Annotated in this window: 23 protein-coding genes; 11 read left to right on the forward strand and 12 right to left on the reverse strand. The window is 67.0% G+C overall.

Annotated features, from left to right (window positions below):
* Window positions 1-116: 116 nt before the first annotated feature.
* From N008_RS19895 to N008_RS19930, 8 genes are all read left to right on the forward strand, one after another.
* Window positions 117-713, forward strand: a complete 597-nt coding sequence (locus tag N008_RS19895; protein WP_044018011.1) for a carboxymuconolactone decarboxylase family protein — start codon at window positions 117-119, stop codon at window positions 711-713.
* Between the two features lie 229 nt (window positions 714-942).
* On the forward strand, window positions 943-1,410 hold the full coding sequence (locus N008_RS19900; RefSeq protein WP_044018012.1) for a hypothetical protein: 468 nt from the start codon (window positions 943-945) through the stop codon (window positions 1,408-1,410).
* Complete coding sequence (locus tag N008_RS19905; RefSeq protein ID WP_044018013.1) at window positions 1,410-2,264, forward strand: hypothetical protein; 855 nt, start codon at window positions 1,410-1,412, stop codon at window positions 2,262-2,264. The genes N008_RS19900 and N008_RS19905 overlap by 1 nt, the downstream gene beginning before the upstream one ends.
* 142 nt (window positions 2,265-2,406) lie before the next feature.
* Entirely contained in the window at window positions 2,407-3,147 is a 741-nt protein-coding gene (locus N008_RS19910) for a response regulator transcription factor (RefSeq protein ID WP_044018014.1), read from the forward strand.
* Window positions 3,144-4,631, forward strand: coding sequence for a sensor histidine kinase (locus tag N008_RS19915; RefSeq protein ID WP_081910907.1), 1,488 nt, complete (start codon window positions 3,144-3,146; stop codon window positions 4,629-4,631). Before N008_RS19910 ends, N008_RS19915 begins: the two co-directional genes overlap by 4 nt.
* Before the next feature lie 164 nt (window positions 4,632-4,795).
* Window positions 4,796-5,461 carry a hypothetical protein gene (locus tag N008_RS19920; protein WP_156109434.1) on the forward strand — a complete coding sequence of 222 codons (666 nt, stop codon included), beginning with the start codon at window positions 4,796-4,798 and terminating at the stop codon, window positions 5,459-5,461.
* 228 nt (window positions 5,462-5,689) lie between these two features.
* On the forward strand, window positions 5,690-6,226 hold the full coding sequence (locus tag N008_RS19925; protein WP_052381789.1) for a YceI family protein: 537 nt from the start codon (window positions 5,690-5,692) through the stop codon (window positions 6,224-6,226).
* A gap of 2,212 nt (window positions 6,227-8,438) precedes the next feature.
* On the forward strand, window positions 8,439-9,479 hold the full coding sequence (locus tag N008_RS19930; protein ID WP_044018017.1) for a replication initiation protein: 1,041 nt from the start codon (window positions 8,439-8,441) through the stop codon (window positions 9,477-9,479).
* A gap of 279 nt (window positions 9,480-9,758) precedes the next feature.
* Here N008_RS19930 and N008_RS19935 read toward each other — a convergent pair whose 3' ends face one another.
* From N008_RS19935 to N008_RS19985, 11 genes are all read right to left on the reverse strand, one after another.
* Window positions 9,759-10,637 carry a universal stress protein gene (locus N008_RS19935; protein WP_044018018.1) on the reverse strand — a complete coding sequence of 293 codons (879 nt, stop codon included), beginning with the start codon at window positions 10,635-10,637 and terminating at the stop codon, window positions 9,759-9,761.
* A 52-nt stretch (window positions 10,638-10,689) separates the two neighbouring features.
* Window positions 10,690-11,439 (reverse strand): sulfite exporter TauE/SafE family protein, encoded by a 750-nt coding sequence (locus tag N008_RS19940; RefSeq protein WP_081910909.1) that lies wholly within the window; start codon window positions 11,437-11,439, stop codon window positions 10,690-10,692.
* A gap of 61 nt (window positions 11,440-11,500) precedes the next feature.
* A complete protein-coding gene (locus N008_RS19945; RefSeq protein ID WP_052381790.1) occupies window positions 11,501-11,974 on the reverse strand; it encodes a FixH family protein in 474 nt (157 codons plus the stop codon).
* Window positions 11,975-12,011: 37 nt separating this feature from the next.
* Window positions 12,012-13,421 (reverse strand): cytochrome c oxidase accessory protein CcoG, encoded by a 1,410-nt coding sequence (gene ccoG, locus N008_RS19950; RefSeq protein WP_044018019.1) that lies wholly within the window; start codon window positions 13,419-13,421, stop codon window positions 12,012-12,014.
* Window positions 13,422-13,478: 57 nt separating this feature from the next.
* The gene (locus tag N008_RS19955; RefSeq protein WP_081910910.1) at window positions 13,479-14,342 is read right to left on the reverse strand and encodes a cbb3-type cytochrome c oxidase N-terminal domain-containing protein; all 864 of its coding nucleotides are present in this window, start codon (window positions 14,340-14,342) and stop codon (window positions 13,479-13,481) included.
* A gap of 4 nt (window positions 14,343-14,346) precedes the next feature.
* The gene (locus N008_RS19960) at window positions 14,347-14,706 is read right to left on the reverse strand and encodes a hypothetical protein (protein ID WP_044018020.1); all 360 of its coding nucleotides are present in this window, start codon (window positions 14,704-14,706) and stop codon (window positions 14,347-14,349) included.
* Entirely contained in the window at window positions 14,700-14,903 is a 204-nt protein-coding gene (locus N008_RS19965; RefSeq protein ID WP_044018021.1) for a hypothetical protein, read from the reverse strand. The genes N008_RS19960 and N008_RS19965 overlap by 7 nt, the downstream gene beginning before the upstream one ends.
* 28 nt (window positions 14,904-14,931) lie before the next feature.
* Window positions 14,932-17,133 (reverse strand): cytochrome-c oxidase, cbb3-type subunit I, encoded by a 2,202-nt coding sequence (gene ccoN, locus N008_RS19970; RefSeq protein WP_081910911.1) that lies wholly within the window; start codon window positions 17,131-17,133, stop codon window positions 14,932-14,934.
* Between the two features lie 70 nt (window positions 17,134-17,203).
* Window positions 17,204-17,398: a cbb3-type cytochrome oxidase assembly protein CcoS gene (gene ccoS / locus N008_RS19975; RefSeq protein ID WP_044018022.1), complete on the reverse strand. Its 195-nt coding sequence runs from the start codon at window positions 17,396-17,398 to the stop codon at window positions 17,204-17,206.
* 12 nt (window positions 17,399-17,410) lie between these two features.
* Window positions 17,411-19,864 carry a heavy metal translocating P-type ATPase gene (locus N008_RS19980; RefSeq protein WP_044018023.1) on the reverse strand — a complete coding sequence of 818 codons (2,454 nt, stop codon included), beginning with the start codon at window positions 19,862-19,864 and terminating at the stop codon, window positions 17,411-17,413.
* Between the two features lie 167 nt (window positions 19,865-20,031).
* Entirely contained in the window at window positions 20,032-20,331 is a 300-nt protein-coding gene (locus tag N008_RS19985) for a hypothetical protein (RefSeq protein WP_044019163.1), read from the reverse strand.
* Between the two features lie 160 nt (window positions 20,332-20,491).
* Between N008_RS19985 and N008_RS19990 the strand changes: the two genes are divergently transcribed.
* The 3 genes from N008_RS19990 (at window position 20,492) to N008_RS20000 (ending at window position 23,470) form a co-directional block, all read left to right on the forward strand.
* The gene (locus tag N008_RS19990) at window positions 20,492-22,111 is read left to right on the forward strand and encodes a sensor histidine kinase (RefSeq protein WP_044018024.1); all 1,620 of its coding nucleotides are present in this window, start codon (window positions 20,492-20,494) and stop codon (window positions 22,109-22,111) included.
* Window positions 22,083-23,147 carry a response regulator gene (locus tag N008_RS19995; RefSeq protein ID WP_044018025.1) on the forward strand — a complete coding sequence of 355 codons (1,065 nt, stop codon included), beginning with the start codon at window positions 22,083-22,085 and terminating at the stop codon, window positions 23,145-23,147. The genes N008_RS19990 and N008_RS19995 overlap by 29 nt, the downstream gene beginning before the upstream one ends.
* 116 nt (window positions 23,148-23,263) lie before the next feature.
* Entirely contained in the window at window positions 23,264-23,470 is a 207-nt protein-coding gene (locus N008_RS20000) for a DUF2892 domain-containing protein (protein ID WP_316963298.1), read from the forward strand.
* Between the two features lie 262 nt (window positions 23,471-23,732).
* Here N008_RS20000 and N008_RS20005 read toward each other — a convergent pair whose 3' ends face one another.
* Window positions 23,733-25,223 (reverse strand): OprD family outer membrane porin, encoded by a 1,491-nt coding sequence (locus tag N008_RS20005; RefSeq protein WP_052381793.1) that lies wholly within the window; start codon window positions 25,221-25,223, stop codon window positions 23,733-23,735.
* Between the last annotated feature and the right edge of the window lie 14 nt (window positions 25,224-25,237).

A 25,237-nucleotide genomic window follows, 5' to 3' on the forward strand; every position in this document is an offset into this window, starting at 1 on the left:
GCGGCAGAGGTTGGCGGCAGCAAACGGCAAAAGCCTACCTTGTGCCGTCTCGCGCTGCGGGCCATGCCGGCGAAGTTTCGGGTGGAGCAGCGTTTCACCTTGTTGTTCTGAAACCCATGCCTGCCCCCCTGGTTGCCCCGTTGCCCGCCGATGCCAACCCCGAAGTGGCCGCGCTGGCCACCTTCTTCAACGAAACACTGGGCTTTTGCCCCAACAGCGTGCTCACCATGCAGCACCGCCCGGCCCTCGCTACGGCGTTCATTGAGCTCAACAAGGCCGTGATGGCAAACCAGGGCCGCGTGAGCAGCGCCCTCAAGCGGCTGATTGGCTATATCAGCTCGCACGCTACCGGCTGCCAGTACTGCCAGGCCCACACCATGCTGGCCGCCGGCCGCTACGGGGCCGAACAGGAGCAGCTGGACCATATCTGGGCGTACGCCACCCACCCGGCCTTCAGCCCGGCCGAGCGGGCGGCGCTGGAGTTTGCTGTGGCTGCTTCCTCGGTGCCCAACGCCGTGAACGAAGCCATCGGTGCCAACCTGTGCCGTCACTGGGACGAGGGCGAAATCGTGGAAATTCTGGGCGTGGTGAGTCTGTTTGGCTTTCTTAACCGCTGGAACGATTCCATGGGCACCACCCTGGAGCCCGGTGCCGCGGCCCTGGGCGAGCGGCAGCTGGCGCCCAAAGGCTGGTCGGCGGGCAAGCACGCCTGAGCCGCGCGGCGTCACCGCAAAACCGGCGTTCGGGCCAGCCCTGCAAAGGCGGCATCCACCGGGGTTGCCGCCAGCTGGTTAATGCGGATGCTGATGAGCTTCTGTGACAGACCTAGGATAACCACCTGTTGGCCGGGGATGGAACGGAATTGAAAAAGACAGGGTGGCGTGATTCTTTTGTGATAGTTCGGGAGCTGCTTTGTGCACTGTCACTTAAGCCCCTGTTATCATGGAAAAGCTGTTTCGTCCCGTGCTGGCCCTGAGCCTGCTGGCGGCCCTGCCCGCCGTCGTTGCCTGCAGCAACGACGATGACCCTGCGCCCCAGGTAATATCCACGCCCGACCCGGTGGGGACCATAACCTCGCTGAAGATGGGCACCATCACGCCCCAGAACGGCACGCCCACCCGCGGCACGCTGGCCGTGATTCGCGACGGGCAGAACACCGAGTTCGTGCAGCTCAACGCGGACTTCACCTCCGACTTTCACACCGGCACCGTGACGGTGTACCTGGCCAAGGACCTGACCAACATTGGGGTGCAGCGCCGGGCGGCGGCTACCAACGTGAAGGCCGTGGGCTTCGTGAACCGCAACGGCCGCCAGTTCATGCGCATTGATGGAGCCTCGGCCGGATTTACGCACATCGTGTTCTACTGCGAAACCGCCGAAATCAACTTCGGCGCTTCCCCGCTGCAATAATGCGTGGGCCGTCGGCAAAGTGGGTGGGGGCGGTGCTGATGCTGGCCGGCTGCCTGGTGAGCGGGCCGCTGCGGGCCGGGGGAGGCTGGATTCGGGAGCCGGGCCAGGGCTACGTGAAGCTCGGCCTGACGGCCGTCGGCACCACCCGCTACCACACCGTGCTGGGCCAGGCCGTCACCACGGCCCGCTTCCGCCAGCAGGTGTACAGCCTCTACGGCGAGATGGGCCTGCTGCCCCGCCTGGAAGCCACCCTGAATTTTCCGGTGTTCCGGCGGGCCGAATTCCGCGCGGCCACGCCCGGCCGGGGGGTGGGCGACCCGGAAATCGGGCTGCGCTACGGGGTGCTGACCGGCCAGTGGCCCCTGGCCGTGGGGGTGGCCGTGGAGGCCCCCGTGGGGAACCCCAACGAGCGGGGCTTCAACCGCCAGGACCCGCGCATCTTCATTGCCCTGCCCACCGGCGACGGGGAGTGGAACGTGTGGACCCGCGCTTCGCTCTCGCACCGCCTGCGCAAGCAGCCGGCGTATTTCACCCTGAACGCCGGCTACAACAAGCGCACCGAGGGCTTCACCGACCAGTACACCTACGGGGCCCAGGTGGGCTACCAGGTGAAAGGCAAAGCCTGGCTTACGGCCAACCTGCTGACGCTGGCCAATACCCGCGCCCCCAACCCGGACAAGCCGGGCAGCATCGGGCTGGGCGAGGGCGTGGCCTACTCCACGGCCGGCCTGGGTGTCAGCTACGCCCTCGGCAAACACTGGTGGGCCACCGCCGACTGGGCCACCGGCTTCGGTACGCTGCGCAACGTGTACTCCGGCAGCCAGTTCACGGCAGGCGTGGCCGTGCAGTGGTAAGACGTTGCTGCCTACTCTCTTGTTTATTACTATGCTGCCGGTAAAACCACGGCGGCGGCGGCGAAGACGAGCGGCGCCATATTGCGTTGCGGCTGCTTACATTCGGTGCAAATCAGCGGGCGGCTTCCCGCTGCTATTCCCCATGACGACAACTTCCAAGCGTGCCCTCATCGTGGAAGACGATGCCGACATTGCCCACCTGCTGCAGGTGAATCTGCGCGCCATCGACTGCCGGGCCGACATTGCCGTGACCGGGCCGGAAGGACTGCGCCAGGCCACGGAGGAGCCGTTCGACGTCATCATTCTCGACGTGATGCTGCCCGGCCTCAGCGGCCTGGAGGTGTGCCGCCGCCTCCGCCAGCAGCACATCACCACGCCCATTCTCATGCTCACCAGCAAGGTGGAGGAGATGGACAAGGTGCGGGCCCTGGATCTGGGGGCCGACGACTACCTGACCAAGCCCTTCAGCGTGCGGGAGCTGCTGGCCCGCGTGAAGGCCCGCCTGCGCCGCTCGGCCCCCGACAAGGAGCCCGGCTTCGCGGGCGGGGCCGGGGCGGTGCTGCGCCGCGGCGACCTGGCCCTGAACCTGGAGCAGCACCGCCTGACGGTGGCCGCCCGCCCGGTGGAGCTGACGGCCAAGGAGTTTGACCTGCTGGCCTTGCTCATGCGCCACCCCGGCCGGGCCTACTCGCGCACCGAGCTGCTGGATCTGGTGTGGGGCCACTCCTACGCCGGCTACGAGCATACGGTCAACTCCCACATCAACCGCCTGCGCCTCAAGATCGAGCAAAGCCCGGCCAACCCCCGCTACGTGCTCACGGTGTGGGGCGTGGGCTACAAGCTCAGCGACGAGCTGCCGGCGCTGCCGGAAGCGGGCCCATGATGCGGCGGTGGTTAAGGAGCCTGCGTGGCCGCCTGTCGGTGCTGTTTGCCGTGGTGCTGCTGGGCAGCACCGGGGCCTACGTGCTGCTGCTGTCGGAGGCGTCGGCCAAGTACGTGGCCGAGGTGATGCAACAGCGCAACCGGCCCCTGGCCGCCTCCGTGGCCCAGGTGCTGCGCATCGACGCGGCCACCAACGAAATTTCGCCCGAGGCCATCCGCGCGACGTTTGCCTCCGCCATGGTCATCAACCCCAACATCAAGCTCTATCTGCTGGGGCTGGATGGGCGCATCATGAACGCCTCGGCCGCGCCCAACGAGGTGAAGCTCACGCGGGTGCCCATGGCCCCGGTGCGGGCGTTTCTGGGCGGGCGGGCGCCTTTCCCGATTTTCGGGGCCGACCCGCGCCACCCCGGGCAGCCGCGGCCGTTTTCGGTGGCCCCGCTGCGCAGCAGCACCGGCGGCATCCACTGCTACCTGTACGTGACGCTGGGTGAGGGACTGGCCCTGCCGGAGGCGGCGTCCATGCGCGAAAGCTACATCATGGGCCTGCTGCTGCGGGCGCTGGGCCTGGCCGTGGCGGCGGCCCTGCTCGTGGGGCTGGTGCTGATTTCGCTGCTCACCAAAGACCTGCGCCAGCTGCTGGCCGCCGTGCGCCGCCTGCAGGCCGGCGACTACGCCGCCCGCGTGCCGGCCCCGCGCGGGGGCGACGAGCTGGCCGAGCTGGCCGGGGCGTTCAACGACATGGCCGCCCGCACCCAGGCGGCCGTGGCCTCGCTCCGGCAAACCGATGAGCTGCGGCGCGAGCTGGTGGCCAACATTTCCCACGACCTGCGCACGCCCCTGACCAGCATCGAAGGCTACGCCGAAACCATTCTGCTCCGGCAGCACCTGCTCAGCGCGCAGGAGCAGCAGTCGTACATCCAGACCATCTTTAAGAACACCCAGAGTCTGAAGCGGCTGGTGTCGGAGCTGTTTGAGTTGAGCAAGCTCGAAGCCCGCCAGACGGTGCCGCAGCCCGAGCCGTTTTCGGTGCCCGAGCTGGTGCAGGACGTGGTGCTCAAGCTGCAGCCCGAAGCCCGGGCCCGCGGCATCACCCTGGGCCTAGCCTGCGCCCGCGCCGTGCCCTTCGCCTACGCCGACATCGGCCTGATGGAGCGGGTGCTGCAAAACCTGCTCGAAAACGCCCTGCGCTACACGCCGGCCGGGGGGAAGGTGCAGGTGGCCGTGGCCGCGCCGCCCGCGGGCACTGCCCGCATTCCGCTGCACATCCGCGACACCGGCCGCGGCATTTCCGCCGCCGACCTGCCCCACGTCTTCAACCGCTTCTACCGCTCCGACCAGGTGCGGGCCAAGAGCAAGGACGGCCTGGGTTTGGGGCTGGCCATTGCCCGCAAAATCGTGGAGCTGCACGAGGGCGACCTGGTGGTGAGCAGCCAGGAGGGCACCGGCACGTGCTTTTCGTTTTCGTTGCCGACGTGCCGGTAGGCGGGCCGCCGGTGCGACGCCGGCCCGGCCCCACGCCACCGCCTGAATGCGCCCGGGCCAGACAGTAAATAACCACCCGTTCCTTTTGCGCATAACCCGGCTCCGCTTGCGCATTCCCTGCTGGGCTGGCTTGATTAACCTGAACCTCTTGTACCCGAAAAAGCATGCGTAGCACACCCAATATCCGGCCCGGCGCGGCCTTCTGCCTGTGGATAGCGTTCGGCGGCGCGGCGGCGCTGCCACCCCAGGCAGCCCAGGCCCAACGTACGCCGCCCCCTGCCCGGCACGCCACGGTGATGGACCTGACGGGGGCCGTGGGCCCGACCCTGACCTACGCCTCGGCGGCGGCCTGGCGGCTGTGGGGCCTGGACCCGGGCGGGCGGTTTCAGGTAGGCGCGGGCCTGCGGGCCTCCCACTACTTCACGGATAGCTATGAGCTGGTCCGGCAGGCGGGTCCGGGGGAGGCTAGCCTTGGCGTGCTGGCCCCGCGCCTCTACTCGCTCAACGCGGCTTTCCACCTGCGGGCGCGGGTGGCGGGGCCCGTGCGCCTGGGCTTCAACCTCGACGCGGCGGGCCTGAGCTTCGGCCCCGATCGTAGCCCCACCGCGCCGGGCGGGCAGCTGCAGCCTACCCGGGGCAACCTGCTGCTGGGCGGCAGCCGCGACCGGGGCTCGCTCAACTCGGAGTTTTACCTGGCCGTGTCCCTGCCGCGGGGGCTGCAGCTGCGGGCGGGCTGGAGCCACATCGTTACAGGCCATGAGCGCGACGCCACCACCTACCACCGCTTCCACGACCTGGCCGCCCTGGGGCTGAGCTACACATTGCCCTGAAGCTCCCCTGCCGCCCTCCCCCCTCCCCTTCTGCAGCGGGTGGGGCCGGCAGGTGCCACGCCGAACAGACGGCCAGTACTCAGGTTATCCCGGTGCTCGTTTTCCAGTCAGTGGGTTTCCAGTCACTCGATTTTCCGCACGGGCTACCCGACCGGCTGCTGCCTTTCTGGCACTAGGGTTTTTCAATCTCTACCTCTCTTTATCTGGTTTCTCCTTATTTCTTCGCCCATGTTTCTTCTCCGTCCCGTGGTGGCCAAAGCCGCGCTGCTGCTCGCCCCCGTTGCCGGGCTGCTGGTCAGCAGCTGGAACCTCGACCCCAACTACACCATCAGGTTTGCGGGTAGCCGGGCTGAAGGCACCTTCACGGGCCTGACGGCCGCCATCACCTACAACCCGGCTGATTTGAGCAGCGCCTTCATGCGCGTGACGGTGGACGCAGCCACCATCAAAACGGGGAACTCTCTGAAAGACAAGCATGCCCGTGGGGAAGACTGGTTCGACGTGGCGACCTATCCAAAAATCTATTTTCAGTCGACGGAGTTTAGCCGCGTCGGCAGCGGCTATGCCGTGCGCGGCGACCTGACCCTGCACGGCGTAAAGAAGTCGGTGACCATTCCGTTTCAGTTCAGCCAGCAAGGCGATAAAGGCGTGTTCACCGGCCAGTTCAAGGTAAACCGCAAAGACTTCGGCATCAACGGCAACACGCTGGGCTTCACTGTGGGCGAGGAACTCGACGTCACGCTGCGGGTCCCGGTGAGGCGCTAGGGTAGCGCCTCACCGGGTATTTTCAGGCCCAGCCGGGCGAAATCGTTCCCAGGCCGCTCCGGGAAAAGCCGGCGACAAACCAGCTGCACCACTCAGCATCTGGTAGCCCCAAACTAACAGGCCACAAAACAAGCTGCTTCCCACGTTGCGCAGCTTGCCGCCAACATTCGTTTAGCCGGTTTCCGGTCTGTGCTATCCTCTGCCCGCCCCGCCCCGCCTACTGACGCCGTGGCGGGCGCTCCGGTGTTATTGATGTTACCAGGTAACATTATCGTTCGCTTACTAGCTTAAGCATCTGCTTTTCAGCTATATATTTTTGAGAAACAATGCTGGCAGTTACCCGGCATTGTTTGCCTTGCCACCTGGCATCCTGGGTTATGGCCTACCCCGGCGCCGCGACGGTGACGTGCATATGCTCGCGAAGCCGCCCCACACAGGTCATCTTCCAAACTTCCGATTGGCGCCCCATCATGCTGCCAAAGTGGCCTGCTGAAACTGATAGGCAGGCTTCTCCAAAAATACCGGCATGGTCTACCTGGGCCTTGGGCGGCGAGTGCTGGTGTTATTCGTGTGAACGATATTACAGGTGTTACCAAGTAGGTATTTCGCCTGACCTGCTTTGACACGCATAACATACATAATATCAATAACACTGGTAACACGCATAATATAAGCAATACTGGTAATACAAAAAGCAAGTATAAGAATCGTATTATCTGTATTATCTGTATTATCTGTATTATCTGTATTATCTGTATTATCTGTATTATCTGTATTATCTGTATTATCTGTATTATCTGTATTATCTGTATTATCTGTATTATCTGTATTATCTGTATTATCTGTATTATCTGTATTATCTGTATTATCTGTATTACTGATGTACCTTATGTTACTGTAGTTATTGGTATTTCCAATGTTACTTGTGTTATTACAATCGACGTATTACCAAGGTTATCAGAGCTTATTAGCACGTGGTATTACTGGTGTTACTCATACACATCCTGTATCTTAGTCAATACGAGTAATACGAGTAACATGATGACACTATCCGACCATACTCCCCGATGCTAGAGGCGGCGACGCAACAACCGTGGCCTCTTTTTTCCGGGTGGCTCCCGGGAGTAAGCGTTGGGAGTATTCCCTGGAAGCCCACAGGCAGAACCTGCCTCCGGAAGCGGTACTCTCAATCTGCACCGGCGGCTTCGGCCGGCTGGCGGCCCGGCCCAGGTTATGGGGCCGGCCGCCAACTTCGGGCCTCTACGGCGCGCCTGTCTGGCCGCCGTAGAGGCCCCGCGTCCCCGCCGATCTGGCCGCGGTAGGGTAGGAGTGAGACCCGGGTCGGCCCGACCGGCACTCAGCGCCAACCGGGGTGGCGTCCCAGGCGGCGGGGGCAGTTGCAGCCACGTGTTCCTGGAACTGCCTCCGGCCACCCAGGCGGCCATGCTGAGTTAGCCGCGCACCATACGCCGGAGCTGGTGCTCTGAGCCCGGGAAGCCGGCCATGCCGCAGCAGAACAGCAGCTTGGTGCCGGTCGGGTAGGGGAGGAGCCCACCTGGGGCAGGATAGGAGTGCCATTTTTCACGTAGATGAATGGCCGCCCGCCTTGGGCCTGCATCAGACACCCCGGAAAGGGGAGTGCCATTTTTCACGTAGATGCCCGGAGAGATCATACAATCAGCGCCGTACGCGCCGCCGGCTCCCTCCCGAGGTGCGAAGCACCCCCTTAAAAGCCTTGCTACACGCCCCGTTTGCGGGTTTTTTGCTGAGCCACCGACAAGGCTTTTTTTCAAAAAAAATCAGAGCCCTCTTCTGTCTTCTAAGCTATTCTAATACTATTCTATATTCAGGGAGGCGTAACTTATTGATAGACAATTATTTGCAGCGGTTATCTACGTGAAAAATGGCACTCTGCTGCGTGAAAAATGGCACCATCTACGTGAAAAACGGCACCATCTACGTGAAAAACGGCACTCTGCTGCGTGAAAAATGGCACCATCTACGTGAAAAATGGCACTCCGCCCCAAACCCACCCCGTTCCGGCCGGTGAGGCGGCGCATCTACGTGAAAAATGGCACCCTGCCGGCAGGCCACCCGCCCGGAGGCATCTGCGTGAAAAATGGCACTCCGGATTCTTTGCGTGAACTATGTCGGATTTTCACGTAGATCCGGCTATATTGGTCACGTATTCCGTCTATCGTTCGTGTTGCCTATGCAGCCTGCCCTACCCGTTCCGCCCCAGTACCCGCGCGCCTACCAGGCCAACGCTTTGGTGCGGGCCCCGCTCAAGCTCACGCACATCGAGGCCCGCATCTTTGCGCTGGCCCTGGGCTGCATTCACCAGGACCAGACCGAGCTGCCCGGCATCGCTATTCCGCTGAGCCGGGTGATGACCCAGAAAAAGGGCGGCAGCGTGTACGAAACCATCCGCGACGCCTGCCGCAGCCTGATGTCCAAGGTGGTCAGCATTGAGACGCAGACTGGCAACAAGAAGCGGTTTACGGCCTACTCCATCATCAGCTACATCGACCTGAACGAGGGCACGGGCTTTCTGACCGGCAACTTCGCCCCCGAAATCAAGCCCTTCCTGCTGCAGCTGGCTGAGCAGTACACGCACGTGGAAATCGAGAGCCTGCTGACGCTCAAGTCGGCCCACGCGCACCGCCTGTTCTGGCTGCTCAAGTCCTGGGACGACGTGGGGCTATGGGAGGTGGAGTTCGATGTGCTGCGCAAGCAGGTGCTCGGCGACGACAACGACGTCACCTACACGCTCTTCTACGACTTCAAGCGCTACGTACTCGAGCCGGCCCTGCGCGAGCTGCACTCGCTGGGCTGGAGCGTGGTGTACGAGCCCATCAAAGAGGGCAAGAAGGTGCAGGCTATCCGCTTCACGATTCCGCAGGCGCTGGCCAAACTCGGTGACGACGGGATGGTGGTGCCGGCCAAACCCACCTCTGTAGCGCGTTCTAAGGCCCCTCAGGAGCAGATGAGCCTCATGCTGGATGCGGAGCTGCCTACGCTGCAGCAGCGCATCGTCACGCGCCTGCAAAAGCTTAAGCTCACGGCCCCGCAGATCCAGCACGTGCTGGGCTTCATCGGCGACGACGAAACGCTGATGGCAAAGCTCATGAAAGCCACCCACCCGTTGCTGCGCGACTTCGAGGCCGGCAACAAGGTGTTCGACAACCTGGGGGGCGCCACCGTGAACCTGCTCAAATCAGAGTTTACGGGCCTCTACGCCAGCCTGAAGTAGCAGCCCCAGGCTGCTTTTAGGGCCGTTTATGCCCACTCCACGCCCGGCCGCAGCCAGGCCTGGGGGGCGGCCTCGGGGCTGCCGGGCACGGGCTGGTAGTGGTAGGGCTACTCACATTGGGGCAGAAGGCTCATCAGAATACTCTCGGTGCGGCCGCCGGTTTCCAGCGCCGCCGTCGGCGGCTTCGACGGTGGCCCGGGCAGTGGTGGCGTCCGGAGCCGCGGCAAGCGAAGTAGTCATTGGAAAGAAATCAGCCGGCCGTGGGGCCGGAAGCCCGTTTTAAAAAGAGAGCATGATGGGTTCGGCGGCGGCCTGCAGCAGGCCGCATTGGGCGCAGCGGGCGGCCGAGGGCTGCCGGCTCAGCGGCAGCAGCAGCACCGGCACGCGCTGATGGTAGGCGGCAGTGAGGCGGTAGTGGGGGCTGAAGTAGCGGCGGGTCAGGCAGCCGTCGGTGGTGCCCAGCACCAGCAGCTGGGCCTGCCGCTGCTCACCAAACTCGCTGAAGTCTTCCAGCAGGTCTTCTTCCGGCAGCAGGTGGGGCGTGGCGTCGGGCAGCAGGCTGGCGGCCAGTTGCAGGGCCCGCTGGGCGGCGGGCCAGTCGCGACGGTCGGGGGCGTAGAACTGCACCAGATCGAAGTGCGCGCCGGCGGCCCGGGTGAGGGCAGCCACGCGGGGCAGCCACTGGGTGGCGTCGAGGCGGTCGAAGTCAGCCCCGAAGACCACCCGGCCGGCCAGCTCGTGATGGCCGGGCGGCACGAGCAGCACCGGGCAGCTCACCAGCTCGGGCAGCTGGGCCAGGGGCTGGTGGGCGGCCCTGGCGGCGGCGCAGTCGCTGAGGGTGAGGCCGGCCACCACCAGGTCGGCCTGGTAGCCGTTCACCAGCACCTGCAGGCCCTCGGGCAGCGGCTCGGAGCAGAGGTGGTAGTGGTAGCTGATGCGGCGGCCGTTCTGGCGGGTGAGCTGCTGGTAGCGCAGGCGCTCGGCCAGGGCCATGAGGCGCTGCAGGGCGTTTGCCTGGCGCTCGGGGTGCAAGTGGACTTCGGTGGTGGCCTGCACCAGCACAATGTCGGCCCCCAGGCGCAGGGCCAGCTTGTTGGCGTAGCGCAGGGCGTTTTCGGAGGCGGGCGTGAAATCGATGGGAACCAGTAGCGTAGGCATGGTTGGAGAAAGGCTAGCAGTGAAAATCAGACGTCAGGGGTACCCGGGCAGCTCAGGGCTGCTTCACCTGGCCGCCGCAGTAGTGCACCGAAGTCGGCTGGCCGGCGCGGGGCGGCCGCCGGGCTGTCAGCACCGGGCTCAGCCGGGGGCTCAGGTACGGGATGCCCAGCCCCAGCCCGCGCAGAATAAACAGCCCCGCCATGCCCAGCGCCAGCACCGGCACGGCCCGGCGCAGGCGGCCCCGCCACGGCCAGGGCACCAGCTGCCCGCTCAGCGACAAAGCCAGCATGAGCGGCAGCGTACCAAGCCCGAACAGGGCCATGTAGGCCGCGCCGGCCGCCGCGCCCGGCACGCTCAGGGCGCCGGCCAGGGCCAGGTACACCAGGCCGCAGGGCAGCAGCCCGTTCAGCACCCCGGTGGCAAAAAGCGCCCCCAGCGCCGGCTGCTGGTAGTAGTAGGCGAGCCGGCGCTTCACTGCGCTCAGCACGGCGGCCAGGCCCAGGGCGGCCGCCGCCCGTGCCTGCCACTGCTCGGGCACGGCCACCAGCAGCAGCAGCAGCCCCCCCGACAGCAGCGAGAGGCCTTGCTGCCAGCCTGCCAGCTGCAGGCCCTGGCCCAGCGCCCCCACGGCCGCGCCCAGCAGGGCGTAGGTGCTCAGGCGGCCCAGGTGGTAGAGCAGCCGCCCGGCCACGTAGCGGCCCCGCGGCCCGCCCGCGCCCGGCAGCGCCAGGGCAATGGCCCCGCACATGCCCACGCAGTGAAAGCTGCCCAGCAATCCAAACAAGAAACCGGCCCAGAGCATGCGGTGAGGTGAGAAATGGTGAGGGGGAATTGGTGAGGTATGGTTTCGGGGCGCGTCGCGCCTACTCTACCGTCAGCTCTTTTTCCAGGAAGTAGGCCTGGCCGGCGGCGGTGAAGTCGAGGCGCAGGCGCCAGAGGCCGGGGCGCAGGGCGCGGGTGCTCAGGGTTTGCTGCGGGGGCTGGCCGGCGGGCGCAAAGGGCAGGCGCAAGTCCAGGCGCTGGTCGGAAGGGCGGAAGAACTGCAGGGTGCCCTGCACCGGCTGGCCGGCCAGGGCCGGGGGCAGCGTGAGCTGCAGGCGGCGGGCGGCGGCCTCGAAGTGAATCCGGACCGGGGCGGGCAGGGCGGCCGTGCGGGCCACGGCGTCCAGGCGCTGCTGGAAGCGCAGCTCCTGCTGGTAGTAGTCGGGGCTTACCAGGTCCACGCTGGTGCGCAGGGCCTGCTGCACCATGGTGCCGATGTAGGCGGCAAACAGCACGAACGTGGCCACGATGGCGTGGGGCCAGAGGTTGCGCCGGGGGGAGGTGGGAGGTGCCATGAGGGGTGCGAAAAAGAGAGCCTTACAAACCCGGCCGCTACTGCACCGGCCCGAGAAACTTGGTGCGGGCCTCGGTTATCAGCCGGCCCCCGCTGAACACCCCGATGCGCAGCGGCTGGTTGGTCTGGTGCAGCGCGGTGCGGGGCAGCTCGGCAAAAAATACGCCCTCCACAATGCCCTGGGCGGGCAGCTGCAGCCCGTCGGTGCCTACCAGGGATACCGTGCCCCCGGCGGGCTCCAGCACCCGCAGCGTGAGGGGGAAGGCGTGGTTGGTTTTGTTGATGACTGAGATGTTGTAGAGGTTGGTGATGCTGCCGTGGCTGGTTTTCTGGTACAGCTGGCCGGGCGTGCGCAGCACCCGGGCCTCCACGTTGGTGCGCGCCACGAGCAGCAGCGTGAGCCCCGCCAGCACCAGCACCAGGGCCCCGCTCAGGGCCTTCATGCGCCCGGTGAGGCGGAAGGGCGTGCCCTGGGCAATGTCGGCCACCGAAGCGTGCCGGATCAGGCCCGGCGGCTTGTCGATGAGGGCCATGATGGAGTTGCAGGCATCGATGCAGGCCGTGCAGTTGGTGCATTCCAGCTGGGTGGCGCCGTTGCGGATATCGATGCCGGTGGGGCACACCTGCACGCACTGCTGGCAGTCGATGCAGTCGCCGGCGGTGCGCGCCTGGTTTTTGCGCAGCTTCTCACGGGGCTCGCCGCGCAGGTAGTCGTAGGCCACCACTAGGCTGCGCTGGTCGAGCAGCACGCCCTGCAGGCGGCCGTAGGGGCAGGCAATGGTGCACACCTGCTCCCGGAACTGGGCAAACACGGCGTAGAACACGCCCGTGAACAGGGCCATGGCCGCCAGCCCCCCCAGGTGGGCCGTGGGCGGGTCGGTCACAAGCTTCACCAGCTCCCCGGTGCCGATGATGTAAGCCAGGAAGGTGTTGGCAATCAGAAACGAGACCAGCCCGAACAGCGCGTGCTTGGTGGTTTTGCGCCAGAGCTTGTCCCAGTCCAGGGCGCGCCGGTCGAGGGCCCGCTGCTGGGGCGCGTCGCCTTCCAGCCAGTACTCGATGCGGCGGAACACCATCTCCAGGAAGATGGTCTGGGGGCACACCCAGCCGCAGAACACCCGCCCGTAGACGATGGTGAACAGGATGATGAACAGCACGAAGGCCAGCGCCCCCACCAGCAGAATGAAGAAGTCCTGGGGCCAGAAAATCTGCCCGAAGATGATAAACTTCCGCGCCGGCAGGTTGAGCATCAGCACCGGTAGCTCGTGGATGCGCAGCCAGGGGCCGGCAAAGAGCAGGGCCAGCAGCCCGTAGCTCAGCCACTTGCGGGCCCGGTAGAGCCGGCCCGCGGGCTTTTTCGGGTACAGCCACACGCGCTTGCCGGCCGCATCAATCGTCGGGAGATGGGTGCGGAAATCTTCGTCGGGCTCGTACAGGGTGGCGGACATGGCAAAGGGGAAATGAAAGAGGGGGCGGCCGTTGGCCGTGCTCGGCGCAGCGCAGCGCTACCGCCGGGCCACGGCGGGGGCTTCCTTCTCGCCCTGGGGCTCTTTGGCGTTGGCGGGGTTCGAGCCCTGCAGCGACTGGATGTAGGACGCCACCTGCAGAATCTGCTTGCCGGCCAGCTTACCCTTCCAGGCGACCATGCCCTTGCTCGCCACGCCGTACTTGATGGTCTTGTAGACGTGGTTGATTTCGCCGCCGTGCAGCCAGTACGGGTCGGTTAGGTTGGGGCCGACCTTGCCCTCGGCGCTGGTTCCGTGGCAGGGGGCGCAGTTGGTGGCGAACAGCGCCTTGCCCGCCGCCAGGTCGGCCGGGGCCGTGAGGGCGGCATAGGTGGTGAGCTGGCTGGGGTCGTCGGGGGTGGCGGCCAGCAGCAGCGAGGCCTGGCGCATCTCGGTTTTGTACTCGGCCGTCTGCAGCTGGCCGGTTCCGGCCACGTGGTAGTAGCCCAGGTAGCCGATGGCAAACAGGATGGTGCAGTAGAAGCCGTACTTCCACCAAGGCGGCAGGTCGTTGTCGTATTCGGTGATGCCGTCGTAGTCGTGGTCGAGCTGCACGTCGCGGTCCTGGCCGGTTACCAGGCGGGGGTCGCCCACGAGCAGGCCCAGCACCTGCCCGCTCCAGGAGTCGTGCACCGTGGGCAGGGCGTAGAGCCGGCGCAGTTGGGGCCGCAGCGCCACCACCAGGGCCACAATCAGCAGCACGAACACCAGCAGCACCAGCCCCAGCGTGCTCAGCAGCAGCCAGAACAGCCCCATACGCGTATCGGGGCCGGCGGCCGCCGCGGACCCCGCGGCGGCCAGGGCCGGTACGGGGGCCAGCAACCCGGCCCCGGCCGCGCCCAGCAAGTGTCGGAAGGTGCGCATGGAGTTAGACGGAGGCGTATTCAACCAGGGCCGCGGGCCGGATCCGGGCCACTGCTTCTTCGGCTACCGGGGCGTCGGCCGCCACTTGTCTGGCCGCGGAGGCTTCCGCTGCGGCTGGGGCTTGCGCTGCGGCAGGGGCGGCGACGGGCGTGGCCGGCTCGGCGCCATACCGCCGGGCGGCCGAAACCACCGATGAGCCCGTGACAACGGCCATCAGCAGCACCAGGCCGGCCAGCCACCACACGGTCCAGGAAAGCACATCGGTGCCCTGGGGGCCGGCGGGCGCGGCGGACGTCTGGGCGGCGGCGGCGCAGCTCAGCAGCAGGGCCGGGAAAAGCAGGAAAGCGGTGCGACGGGTTAGCATAGCGGTTCGGGGGTGAGGGAAGTGGAGAATGGTTCGGAGTCGGGGCGCAGGGGCAGCTCGCTCATGGCCCCCAGGTGGCGGCGGTCGGCGCGCAGCACGTAGACCAGCAGCCCCAGGAAAAACAGAAAGAAGATGGCCAGCGAGATGAGCGGGTATATCTCGACGCCGGCAATGGACTGCAGCACGTTCTTATCCATGGGGTAGGGAAAGCAAAAAAGTAAATGCCTACTGCGCGGCGGCCGGGGCGGTCTTTGCCTTGATGTCGGTGCCCAGGCGCTGCAGGTAGGCAATCAAAGCCACGATTTCCTGGTCGGATTTCACCTCGATGTCCTCGTTTTTCAGCTCCTGCACAATGCCCCGGGCCTGCTGGCGGGCGTCGGCCACGGCCCGCTGGTCGAAGCCGGCCGGGTAGGGCGTGCCCAGCCCCTGCAGCACCCGGATTTTCTTCGGCAGCGAGCTGTAGTCGATGGCGTTGTCGAACAGCCACGGGTAGGGCGGCATGATGGAGCCGGGCGACATGCTGGTGGGGTCCAGCATGTGGTTGTAGTGCCAGGAGCTGGGGTACTTGCGGCCCACCCGCTGCAGATCGGGGCCGGTGCGCTTGCTGCCCCACAGGAAGGGCCGGTCGTACACGTATTCGCCGGCTTTGCTGTACTCGCCGTAGCGCTCGGTTTCCGAGCGGAACGGGCGCACCATCTGGGTGTGGCAGTTCTGGCAGCCTTCGCGGATGTAGAGGTCGCGGCCCTGCAGCTCCAGCGGCCGGTAGGGCTTCACCGAGGCAATGGTGGGCACGTTGCTTTTCACCAGGAAGGTGGGAATCATCTCCACCAGCCCGCCGATGAGGATGGCCACCGTGGCGCCCACGGCCAGCTGGAAGGGGCGGCGCTCCAGCCAGCGGTGCCAGTGGCCGGGCTGCACGTGCGGGTCCTCGGCTTCGGGCAGCAGCGCCGGGGCCTGGGCTTTTTCGCGGGCCTGCAGCGTGCCGGCTTTGGCCGTGCGGAAGAGGTTGAAGGTCATCAGCAGCGCCCCGCTCAGGTAGAGCACCCCGCCGATGCCGCGCAGGTAGTACATGGGCACGAGGGTGAGCACCGTCTCCAGGAAGTTGGGGTACTGCAGCATGCCCTCGGCGTTGAACTGCTTCCACATCAGGCCCTGCGTAAAGCCGGCCCAGTACATGGGCAGGGCGTAGAGCAGGATGCCGAAGGTGCCCAGCAGGAAGTGCACGTTGGCCAGGCGTTTGGAGTACAGCCCGGTGCGGTAGAGGCGCGGCCACAGCCAGTAGAGCATGGCGAAGGTCAGGAAGCCGTTCCAGCCCAGGGCCCCCACGTGCACGTGGGCCACAATCCAGTCGGTGAAGTGGGCAATGGCATTCACGTTCTTGAGGCTCAGCATCGGGCCCTCGAAGGTGGCCATGCCGTAGGCCGTCACGGCCACCACCATGAACTTGAGCACCGGCTCCTCGCGCACCTTGTCCCAGGCGCCGCGCAGCGTCAGCAGGCCGTTGATCATGCCGCCCCACGAGGGCGCAATCAGCATCACGGAGAAGGCCACGCCCAGGCTCTGGGCCCAGTCGGGCAGGGCCGTGTAGAGCAGGTGGTGCGGCCCGGCCCAGATGTAGATGAAAATCAGCGACCAGAAGTGAATGATGCTCAGGCGGTAGCTGTACACCGGCCGGCCGGCGGCCTTGGGCAGGAAGTAGTACATCAGCCCCAGGTAGGGCGTGGTCAGGAAGAAGGCCACCGCGTTGTGCCCGTACCACCACTGCACCAGCGCGTCCTGCACCCCGGCGTAGGCCGAGTAGCTTTTCATAAAGCTCACCGGCACCTCCATGGAGTTGACGATGTGCAGCACGGCCACCGTCAGAAACGTGGCAATGTAGAACCAGATGCCCACGTACAGGTGCCGCTCCCGGCGCCGCACAATGGTGCCGAACATGTTCCAGCCGAACACCACCCACACCAGCGTAATGGCAATGTCGATGGGCCACTCCAGCTCGGCGTACTCCTTGCTGGTGGTGTAGCCCATGGGCAGCGAAATCAGGGCCGCGAGGATGATGAGCTGCCAGCCCCAGAAGTGCAGCCGGCTGAGCGTGCGCGAAAACATGGGCGCCTTGCACAGGCGCTGCAGCGAGTAGTACACGCCCATGAAGATGCCGTTGCCCACGAAGGCGAAAATCACGGCGTTGGTGTGCAGCGGCCGGATGCGCCCGAAAGTGGTAAACGAGGTGTGCAGGTTGGCCTCGGGCAGGGCCAGCTGGAAGGCGGCCAGAATGCCCACCAGCATGCCCGCCACGCCCCAGAACACGGTGGCCAGGCCGAAGTCACGGACAATCCGGTTGTCGTAAAAGAAGGTTTCGAGCGCCTGGTGCACCCGGTCCGGCACCAGGGGCGCGGCGGCAGCGGGGGAAGGCGGGGGAGTGGCGTGCATTGCGCAAATAGGCTTGGTGGAGTAGTGGCTCAAAGGTCCTGCGCGGCAGTTGCGGCGGGCATGACCATGGTTATGCCCCGGTATGATTCTCCTCACCCCGGGGCCGGGGCGGGGCGAGGGCAGCGGGCTCGTCGTCGAAGAGCATGCGCACCGAGGGCGTGTAGGCGTCGTCGTACTGCCCGGTGCGCACGGCCCACACGAACGCGCCCAGAAACGTGAGGGCAACCAGCAGGCTGATGCCGATGAGCAGGTAGATAATGGTCATGGCGAAGGGGCGTTAGAGCTGATGCCGGCGCGCCGCCCGGCGCACGAGCAGGGTGGCAGCCACCATCACGCTCAGCGAGCTGATGGGCATGAGAATGGCCGAGACGATGGGCGTGAACCGGCCCTGCACGGCCAGGGCCAGCCCCAGGCCGTTGTAGCAGAACGACAGCCCGAACGTGACCAGCACCACCCGCAGGGCGGCCCGCGCAAACGCCAGGAATGTGGCCAGCTGCCCCAGCGCGGCCGCATCGAGGATGGCGTCGCAGGCGGGCGAGAAGTTGGTGAGCGTGTCAGTGAGGGCCAGGCCGGCATCGGCCGCGCGCAGGGCCCCGGCGTCGTTGAGGCCGTCGCCCACCATCACCACCGTGTGCCCCAGGGCGCGCTCGGCCGCAATGTAGGCCAGCTTGTCGGCCGGCGACTGCCGGAAGCGCAGCTCGGCTTCCGCGCCCAGCAAGGCCCGCAGGCGGGGCCGCTCGGCCTCGCTGTCGCCCGAGAGCAGGGCCAGGCGGTAGCGGCCCGCCAGACCGGCCAGCACTGCCGGCACCGCCGGCCGGTACACGTTGTGAAAGCTGAAGTAGCCGGCCGGCTGGTCGTGCAGGGCCACGTACACCCGCGTATCCGGGGCTTCGGGTCCGGCGGGCGGTGTCGCCGCGGGCGCGGGCACTACCGGGGCGGCGGCCACTCCGCAGAAGGCGGCCGCGCCCAGGCGCACGGTGGCGCCGGTATCGGCGGTGGCCGTCAGGCCCTGGCCGGGCACCTCCTGGCAGGCCCGCAGCAGCGTGGCGGGGCCGGCCGCCTCGCCAGCCAGGCGCTGGCTGAGCGGGTGCGTGGACTGGGCCGCGGCCGCCGCCACCAGGGCCCTTTCGGCGGCCGAGAGCGGGCGCCCGTGGTAGTGCACCTCGGCCTGGCTGGGGTCGGTGAGGGTGCCGGTCTTGTCGAACACGATGGTATCGGCGCGGGCCAGGGTTTCAATGACGGCCGCGTTTTTCAGGTACAGCTTGTGCCGGCCCAGCACCCGCAGGGCGGCCCCCAGCGCAAACGGCGAAGCCAGCGACAGGGCGCAGGGGCAAGCAATGACCAGCACCGAGGTGAAGGCCCGCCACATCATCGCCTGGTCGCGCGGGCCCCAGTAGAGCAGCGTGCCCAGGGCCAGCAGCAGCGTCACGCCCACGAAGTAGCGGCCCACGCGGTTGGCGTAGGTTTCGAGGGTGGCGCCGGCCTCGGGTTTGGCGAAGGCGGGGTTGTTCCAGAGCTGGGTGAGGTAGCCCTGGCTGACTTCGCGCACCACTTCCAGCTCGATGGCCGCCCCCAGCTGCCGGCCGCCGGCGTATACCAGCTCGCCCGAGCTGCGGGCCACCGGCGTGCTCTCGCCCGACACGAAGGCGTAGTCAATCTGGCCCGCCCCGCGCAGCAGCACGGCATCGGCGGGCACCACCTCCTGGTGGCGCACCCGGATGCGGTGCCCCGCCCGCAGCTCCTTCACCGACACCGACTGCTCCCGGCCATCGGGCAGCAGGCGCGTCACGGCCACCGGGAAGTAGGACGTGAAGTCGCGGTCGAAGCGCAGGGCGTCGTAGGTGCGCTGCTGCACCCATTTGCCAATCAGCATGAAGAAGACAAGCCCCGTAAACGAGTCGAAGTAGCCCGGCCCCCGGCCGCTGAGCACCTGCCAGGTGCTCACCCCGAACAGCGAGAACAACCCCAGCGAGATGGGAAAATCGAGGTTGATGTAGCGCCGGCGCACGCCCAGCCAGGCCGAGTGCCAGAAGGGCCGGGCGCTTAGCAGCAGCACCGGCCCCGCCAGCGCCAAACTCAGCGCCCCGAAAAATTGCCCGAACCCGGCCTGCAGCTCCTCCACGAACGAGAAGTACTCGGGCAGGGCCAGCAGCATCACGTTGCCGAAGGCGAAGGCCGCCAGCCCCAGCTGGTAGTAGAGCGTGCGGCTGGCCTGGTGGGGCTGGGCGCCCAGCTCGGCCAGCGTTATCTGCGGCTCGTACCCCACCGAGGCCAGCAGCTGCACCACGGCCTTCAGGCTGGTGACGTCGGGCCGGTAGCTGAGCGTGATTTCCTTGCGCAGAAACTGCACCCGCGCCTCCATGATGCCCTCATTGAGGCGGGGCAGCTGCTCAAGCAGCCAGATGCAGGAAGTGCAGTGCAGCTGCGGAATGGTGAGCGTGAGGCGGGCCCGCCCGGGCGAGCGGAAGCTCAGCAGCTGGGCTTGCACGCCTTCCTCGTCGAGGTAGTCGAAGCGGCCGGGCAGCTCCACGTCCTTCACCTTGAGGCCGGGACGCTCGTCAAGAGTGTAGTAGGTGCACAGCTGGTGGGCGGCCAGCAGTTCGTACACGGTGCGGCAGCCGGCGCAGCAGAAGGGCTGCCCTTCCAGCAGCAGCGGCCCGGGCGGGCAGTCGTCGCCGCAGTGGGTGCAGGCCAGGCGGGTAGCCGGGCGTTCAAGAACGGGAGCAGACACGGAAAAGCAGCCGGTTGGTACAGCGGCAAAGCTCCTGGCTGCCCGGCCCCGGCCCCATGAGCACTATCACGGCCGGGGGTGATTGTTGTCAGGCGGCAGCCCGGCGCCGGGGGGCACCTTTGCGGCCGGGGGCCGGCCTTCACGGCAATTCCTCCAGCGTAATGCGCCTAGCGCAAAGCCTCCAGCAGGGTGCCGAGTGTGCCCGCGTCATCGGGCAGGCCCTGGTGGCGCCACAGCTCCACGCCCTGGCGCAGCAGCACGCAGGCCGGCAGCGCGGGCGTGCCAAAGCTGCGCACCACCGCCGGGTGCGTGGCCTCGTCGATGCGCAGCACCCGGATCTGGGCGCCCAGCCGGCCCTGCAGCTGCCGCAGCGTGGTGGTAAGCGCCGCCGGGCTGGCGGGCGGCAGCAGTACCAGCAGCACGGCCGGTTCGGGCGCGAGTACAGGCGGAGGAGAGGAAACAGCCATGGGCGGATACATAGAATGGATACCCGCAAAATTACCGGCCCCTCGTCTGCGGCATCCATGAGCATCCTCACCTTCGGCCGTGACCTTTGTCATGCTTTCAGCAGGGGGGTGTTTTGCACCTTGCACCGGTTCTTCCCGTAGCCCGTCCGCCCCTTCTGCCATGCCCACTGCCGCATTCTCCCAGGCTCTCACCGAGGCCGCCACCACCCGCGCCCCCGGCTTTGTGGGGGTGCTTGACGTGCGGGCCGGGCGCTTCGTGCAGGTGAACCCGGCCGGCGTGCAGCTGCTGGGCTACGCTTCCGAGCAGCAGCTACTGGCCGAGGCCCGCCCTCTGCTGCGCACCCCCGGCCTGGGGCCGGCCGCCTGGGCCGCCCTGCTGGCCGAGGCCCGCCGCCTGGGCTACCAGGAAACCGACGCCGAAATACGCCGCCTCGACGGCAGCCTGTTTCCGGCCCGCCTGGCTCTGACGCCTTTCACAGCCGACGGCCACGACTACCTGCTGGTGCGCCTGAGCGGGCAGCACCGCCTGCACCAGGCCGAGCAGCAGCTGGCCCAGAGCGTACGCCGCTTCGAGGCCGTAGTGGCCAACGCCACCATCGGCATCATTGTCTGCAACCGGGCCGGCTGCATCGTATCAGCCAACCAGATGGCCCACCAGCAGTTTGGGTACGATTCCGGCGAGCTGCCGGGCCAGAGCCTCGACCGACTGGTGCCCGCGGCCCCCGGCCGCCACCACGAGCAGTTGCGCCAGGGCTTCAATGCCCAGCCTTCGGTGCGGGCCATGCGCGCCCACCGCGGCGAGCTGGAAGGCCTGCGCCAGGACGGCACGGTGTTCCCGGTGGAAGTCAGCCTGAGCTATTTTTACCTGGATGAGGAGCTGTTCGCAGTGTCCTACATCCTCGACATCACCGGGCAGCGCCAGGCCGACCAGGCCCTGGTGGCTGAGCGCCGGCGCGTGGAGCGCCTCAACGCCGAGCTGGAGCAGAAGGTGGCCGACCGCACCCTGGCCCTGACCCACACGCTGGGGCAGCTGGAGCAGCGCCAGCAGGAGCTGGCCCAGGCCCTGCAGGCCGAGCAGGAGCTGGGCGAGCTAAAGTCGCGCTTCGTGAGCATGGCCTCGCACGAGTTCCGCACCCCGCTCACGGTGGTGCTCACGTCGGTGTCACTGCTCGAAAAGTACACCCCGGCCGAGCTGGAGGCGCGCCGTCCGCGCCAGCTGGCCCGCATCCGTCAGTCCGTCAATCACCTCAACAGCATCCTGGAGGAATTTCTGTCGGTGGGCCGCATCGAGGAGGGCAAGGTGCTGGCCCGCCCGGCCCGGCTGCACCTGCCGGCCCTGCTGGCCGACACCGTGGCCGACGTGCAGCCCCTGGCCCAGCCAAACCAGCGCATCGAGGTGGACGCGCGTGGCGACGAGGCCCTGTGGCTGGACGCCTCGCTGCTGCGCAAGGTGCTGGTCAACCTGCTCTCCAACGCCCTGAAGTACTCCGGCCCGGGGGCCGTAGTGCAGCTGCGCGCCCGGGCCCGGGCCGGGCAGCTGACCATCAGCGTGCAGGACCAGGGCATCGGCATCTCCGAGGAAGACCAGCAGCACCTGTTCGAGCGGTTTTTCCGGGCCCGCAACGCCACCAACCTGCCCGGCACCGGCCTGGGCCTCTACATCGTGGCCCGCTACCTCGAGCTGCTGGGCGGCACCATTGACCTGCGCAGCGAGCTGGGCGCGGGCACCACCATCACCTTCACGCTTCCCTATGACCAAGAAGACCATTCTGCTGATTGAGGACAACAACGACATCCGCGAGAACACGGCCGAAATCCTGGAGATGACCGGCTACGCGGTGCTCACGGCCGAAAACGGCAAGGTGGGCGTGGAGAAAGCCCTCGAAACCCGCCCCGACCTGGTGGTGTGCGACATCATGATGCCCGTGCTCGACGGCTACGGCGTGCTGCACATCTTCAACCAGAACCCCCGGCTGGCGGGCGTGCCCTTCATCTTCCTGACCGCCAAAACCGAGCGCGCCGACCTGCGCCGGGGCATGGAGCTGGGCGCCGACGACTACCTCACCAAGCCCTTCGATGAGAGCGAGCTGCTCTCGGCCGTGGCTGGCCGCCTGGCCCGCTTCCAGCACCTGCGCCCCGACTATCCCGCCACCCCCGCCGGCGTGCACGACTTTCTGGCCGATGCCCGTCAGGCCGGCGGCCTTGAGGGCCTACTGGCCGAGCGCCGCCACCACGTCCTGCCCCGCCGCCACATCCTCTACGCCGAAGGCGACGAGGCCACCCGCCTATACTTTGTGCAGAGTGGCCGCGTGAAGGTCAGCAAAACCACCGCCGGCGGCAAGGAGCTGATTACGGCCCTGCACGGCCCCGGCGAGTTTCTGGGCTACCAGGTCCTGCTGGCCGGCACCTGCCACCATGATTCGGCCGTGACGCTGGACGAAGCCGAAATCCTGTACATCCCGGCCGCCGACTTTCACCAGCTGCTGCTGGGCAACCCCGAAGTGAGCCGCCGCTTCGTGCGCCTGCTGGTGGGCCAGGTGCAGCAGCAGGACGAGCAGCGCCTCGACCTGGCTTATAGCTCGCTGCGCCGCCGCGTGGCCGACACGCTGCTGTACCTGCACGCCCGGCAGCAGCAGCTCAGCCCCGCCGACCCGCGCATCCCCCTGGGCCGCGACGACATGGCCGCCCTTATCGGCACCGCGCCCGAGTCGTTGAGCCGCACCCTGAGCGAGTTCCGGCAGGATGGCATCGTGGAGCTGGCCCCCGGCTCCGTGCACCTGCTGCACCCCGAGAAGCTGCACGGCAGCAGCTGGTAAGGCTGCCGCCGGCGCGCTCCTGGCCCTGACAACAATCAGGCGGACGGGTAACAGCAGTCATGGGCCGGCGCCGGCAGTTACCCCACCTTTGGGTGTCAACTAATCCTGGATCTGCCATGCTTATTCGTCGAAACATGGGCACCGCCGACCGCGCCCTGCGGGTAGTAGCCGCCCTCACTGTCCTTGTCCTGTACCTGACCGGCTCGCTGAGCGGGCCGGTAGCCACCGGATTGCTCGTAGTGGCCGGTATCTTTGTGCTGACCAGCTTCGTGGGCTTCTGCCCGCTCTACAAGCCGTTCGGCATCAGCACCTGTTCCAGGTAAGTCTGACGCCTCAATCAGCGCTAGCCTCTCGTACAAGCAGGCCCGCAGCACCGGCAAACGGTTGGCAAAGTAGCGCCCCGACTCCTGCCGCACCTGCTTCACCAGACCCGTAAAAGGGGGCTAAATCAGTAACAGCAGAATGGCGGAAGACAGCAGGCGGTACGCAGGGATTTAAGCGGGAAAAACGATGCATAATGAACACCCACCGACTGCACCACGGTCGGCCTGATGATCATAGTCCTGGCAGCCCAGGTGGGGGTAGCTAAAAGTCGTAGTTGAGAATTGCGTTCAACAGGTGCATGTGCACTTTGTTGACCTCGTAGCGGGCCTCGCCGTAGGTGCGGCCCAGCCGGCCTTTGTGCACGTACAGCAGCTGCCCGCGCAGGCCCCGGGCCCAGCTCCCGAAGGGGTAGCTCAGTGAAGCGTTCAACTGGGTGTAGGACGGCATGCCGTACTTGTTGAGGCGGGCGTTGCGTACGTCGGGTAGGTAGTAGTGGCCGTAACCTGCCTCGGCTTTCAGGCCTGGCACCCGCCCCGGCGAATAGCCGGCCAGCAGGGCCCCGGCGTCCAGGCCGCCCACGCCCTCGTTCCGCTCGCGGGGCAGAACCGTGTAGAACGGCTCCCGGCCCCATTCGCGCGGAAACTGGAAGCGCCCAGTGCGGGTGACGCGGGTGTAGTTGGCGCTCAGGCTCCAGGGGCCCTGCTCATAGCCCAGGCGGGCGCTCAGGGCGTGAGCCTGCCGGCCGGGGGCGCTATAAGCCAGGCACGGATCGGGGTTGCCGCCCTGGCCCGCCGTGCACTGGTAGTGGTACTGCGCCCCGGCGCTCAGCTGGCCGGCCCCGGCCGGGCGGGCGCTGGTCAGCTCCGCGAAGCTGGCGGTGAACAGGTTGTGGGCGTAGTAGTGCCAGGCCTGGGCGGTGGTGCGCGGCCCCCAGCGGTGGCGCAAACCCACCACGCCCAGGCCCCGGCTGCGCAGCCGGCCCGCGTAGGCGGCCCGCGGTCCGGCCTCGGTGACGCCCATCGGGTACAACCCCACCGAGCCGGCAACCGAGGCCCAGTCCGTAGTGGAGCGCACACCCATTGCCGTGAGCCAGCCGGCCGTAAGGGTGGTGGCGGGCAGCTCGCGCACTTCCAGCCACATGCCCTGGGCGTAGCTCGGGCTCAGGCGGCCGTCCTGGGGGTTGAGCAGGGGCGTGGTCAGCAGCTGCCGGCCCAGCGTCAGGGTGGACTGCCGCCGGCGGTAGCGCACAAACAGCTCCTCGGGCCGGCCCGTGAGGCGGCGGCGGCCGGGGTTGGCCACGTCAAAGAGCCCCACCTCGTAGCGGCTCACGGCCTGAGTGCGGGCATCCGGGGTGGTCAGGTCATTGGAAGCCAGGTTGGCCCAGAAAAAGCCGCCGGCTCCCAGCTGCAGGCCATGCAGCGGGGCCGTCTCAAACCGCGCCCCCGCTCCCAGACCGTTGGCATAGTAATCGGGGTAGTCGCCCCGGTTTAGGGTGGCCATGAAGTAGTTGCGCGCCCGGCCGTGCCAGCGACCCTTACCGAAGGCTTCGGCCAGGGTGCGGGCGCGCCCGGTATCGGCCGCCGGGGGCGGCGGCGCGTACGGCCGGGTCCGGTCGCCGCCGGTGGTCGGCAGGGTAGGGGCGGGGCGGGCCTGCTGGGCCCGGCCGGCTAATGGCAGCAGCAGGCCCAGCCCAATCAGGGCCCGGGCCACCAGCCGCCGGCCGGCCGGAGTAAGTGCGGGGCTGGTCTGCATCACGGTACGCCGCC

Origin of the sequence: Hymenobacter sp. APR13, assembly GCF_000737515.1 — a bacterium.
GTDB lineage: Bacteria > Bacteroidota > Bacteroidia > Cytophagales > Hymenobacteraceae > Hymenobacter.

Coding starts and splice junctions, on each gene's coding strand:
- N008_RS19920 (WP_156109434.1), top strand. CDS start 4,796: ATGCGTAGCACACCCAATATCCGGCCCGGCGCGGCCTTCTGCCTGTGG.
- N008_RS19900 (WP_044018012.1), top strand. CDS start 943: ATGGAAAAGCTGTTTCGTCCCGTGCTGGCCCTGAGCCTGCTGGCGGCC.
- ccoN (WP_081910911.1), bottom strand. CDS start 17,133: ATGCACGCCACTCCCCCGCCTTCCCCCGCTGCCGCCGCGCCCCTGGTG.
- N008_RS19925 (WP_052381789.1), top strand. CDS start 5,690: ATGTTTCTTCTCCGTCCCGTGGTGGCCAAAGCCGCGCTGCTGCTCGCC.
- N008_RS20005 (WP_052381793.1), bottom strand. CDS start 25,223: ATGCAGACCAGCCCCGCACTTACTCCGGCCGGCCGGCGGCTGGTGGCC.
- N008_RS19905 (WP_044018013.1), top strand. CDS start 1,410: ATGCGTGGGCCGTCGGCAAAGTGGGTGGGGGCGGTGCTGATGCTGGCC.
- N008_RS19930 (WP_044018017.1), top strand. CDS start 8,439: ATGCAGCCTGCCCTACCCGTTCCGCCCCAGTACCCGCGCGCCTACCAG.
- ccoS (WP_044018022.1), bottom strand. CDS start 17,398: ATGACCATTATCTACCTGCTCATCGGCATCAGCCTGCTGGTTGCCCTC.
- N008_RS19965 (WP_044018021.1), bottom strand. CDS start 14,903: ATGGATAAGAACGTGCTGCAGTCCATTGCCGGCGTCGAGATATACCCG.
- N008_RS19995 (WP_044018025.1), top strand. CDS start 22,083: ATGACCAAGAAGACCATTCTGCTGATTGAGGACAACAACGACATCCGC.
- N008_RS19895 (WP_044018011.1), top strand. CDS start 117: ATGCCTGCCCCCCTGGTTGCCCCGTTGCCCGCCGATGCCAACCCCGAA.
- N008_RS19940 (WP_081910909.1), bottom strand. CDS start 11,439: ATGCTCTGGGCCGGTTTCTTGTTTGGATTGCTGGGCAGCTTTCACTGC.
- N008_RS20000 (WP_316963298.1), top strand. CDS start 23,264: ATGCTTATTCGTCGAAACATGGGCACCGCCGACCGCGCCCTGCGGGTA.
- N008_RS19935 (WP_044018018.1), bottom strand. CDS start 10,637: ATGCCTACGCTACTGGTTCCCATCGATTTCACGCCCGCCTCCGAAAAC.
- N008_RS19990 (WP_044018024.1), top strand. CDS start 20,492: ATGCCCACTGCCGCATTCTCCCAGGCTCTCACCGAGGCCGCCACCACC.
- N008_RS19910 (WP_044018014.1), top strand. CDS start 2,407: ATGACGACAACTTCCAAGCGTGCCCTCATCGTGGAAGACGATGCCGAC.
- ccoG (WP_044018019.1), bottom strand. CDS start 13,421: ATGTCCGCCACCCTGTACGAGCCCGACGAAGATTTCCGCACCCATCTC.
- N008_RS19945 (WP_052381790.1), bottom strand. CDS start 11,974: ATGGCACCTCCCACCTCCCCCCGGCGCAACCTCTGGCCCCACGCCATC.
- N008_RS19915 (WP_081910907.1), top strand. CDS start 3,144: ATGATGCGGCGGTGGTTAAGGAGCCTGCGTGGCCGCCTGTCGGTGCTG.
- N008_RS19960 (WP_044018020.1), bottom strand. CDS start 14,706: ATGCTAACCCGTCGCACCGCTTTCCTGCTTTTCCCGGCCCTGCTGCTG.
- N008_RS19955 (WP_081910910.1), bottom strand. CDS start 14,342: ATGCGCACCTTCCGACACTTGCTGGGCGCGGCCGGGGCCGGGTTGCTG.
- N008_RS19985 (WP_044019163.1), bottom strand. CDS start 20,331: ATGGCTGTTTCCTCTCCTCCGCCTGTACTCGCGCCCGAACCGGCCGTG.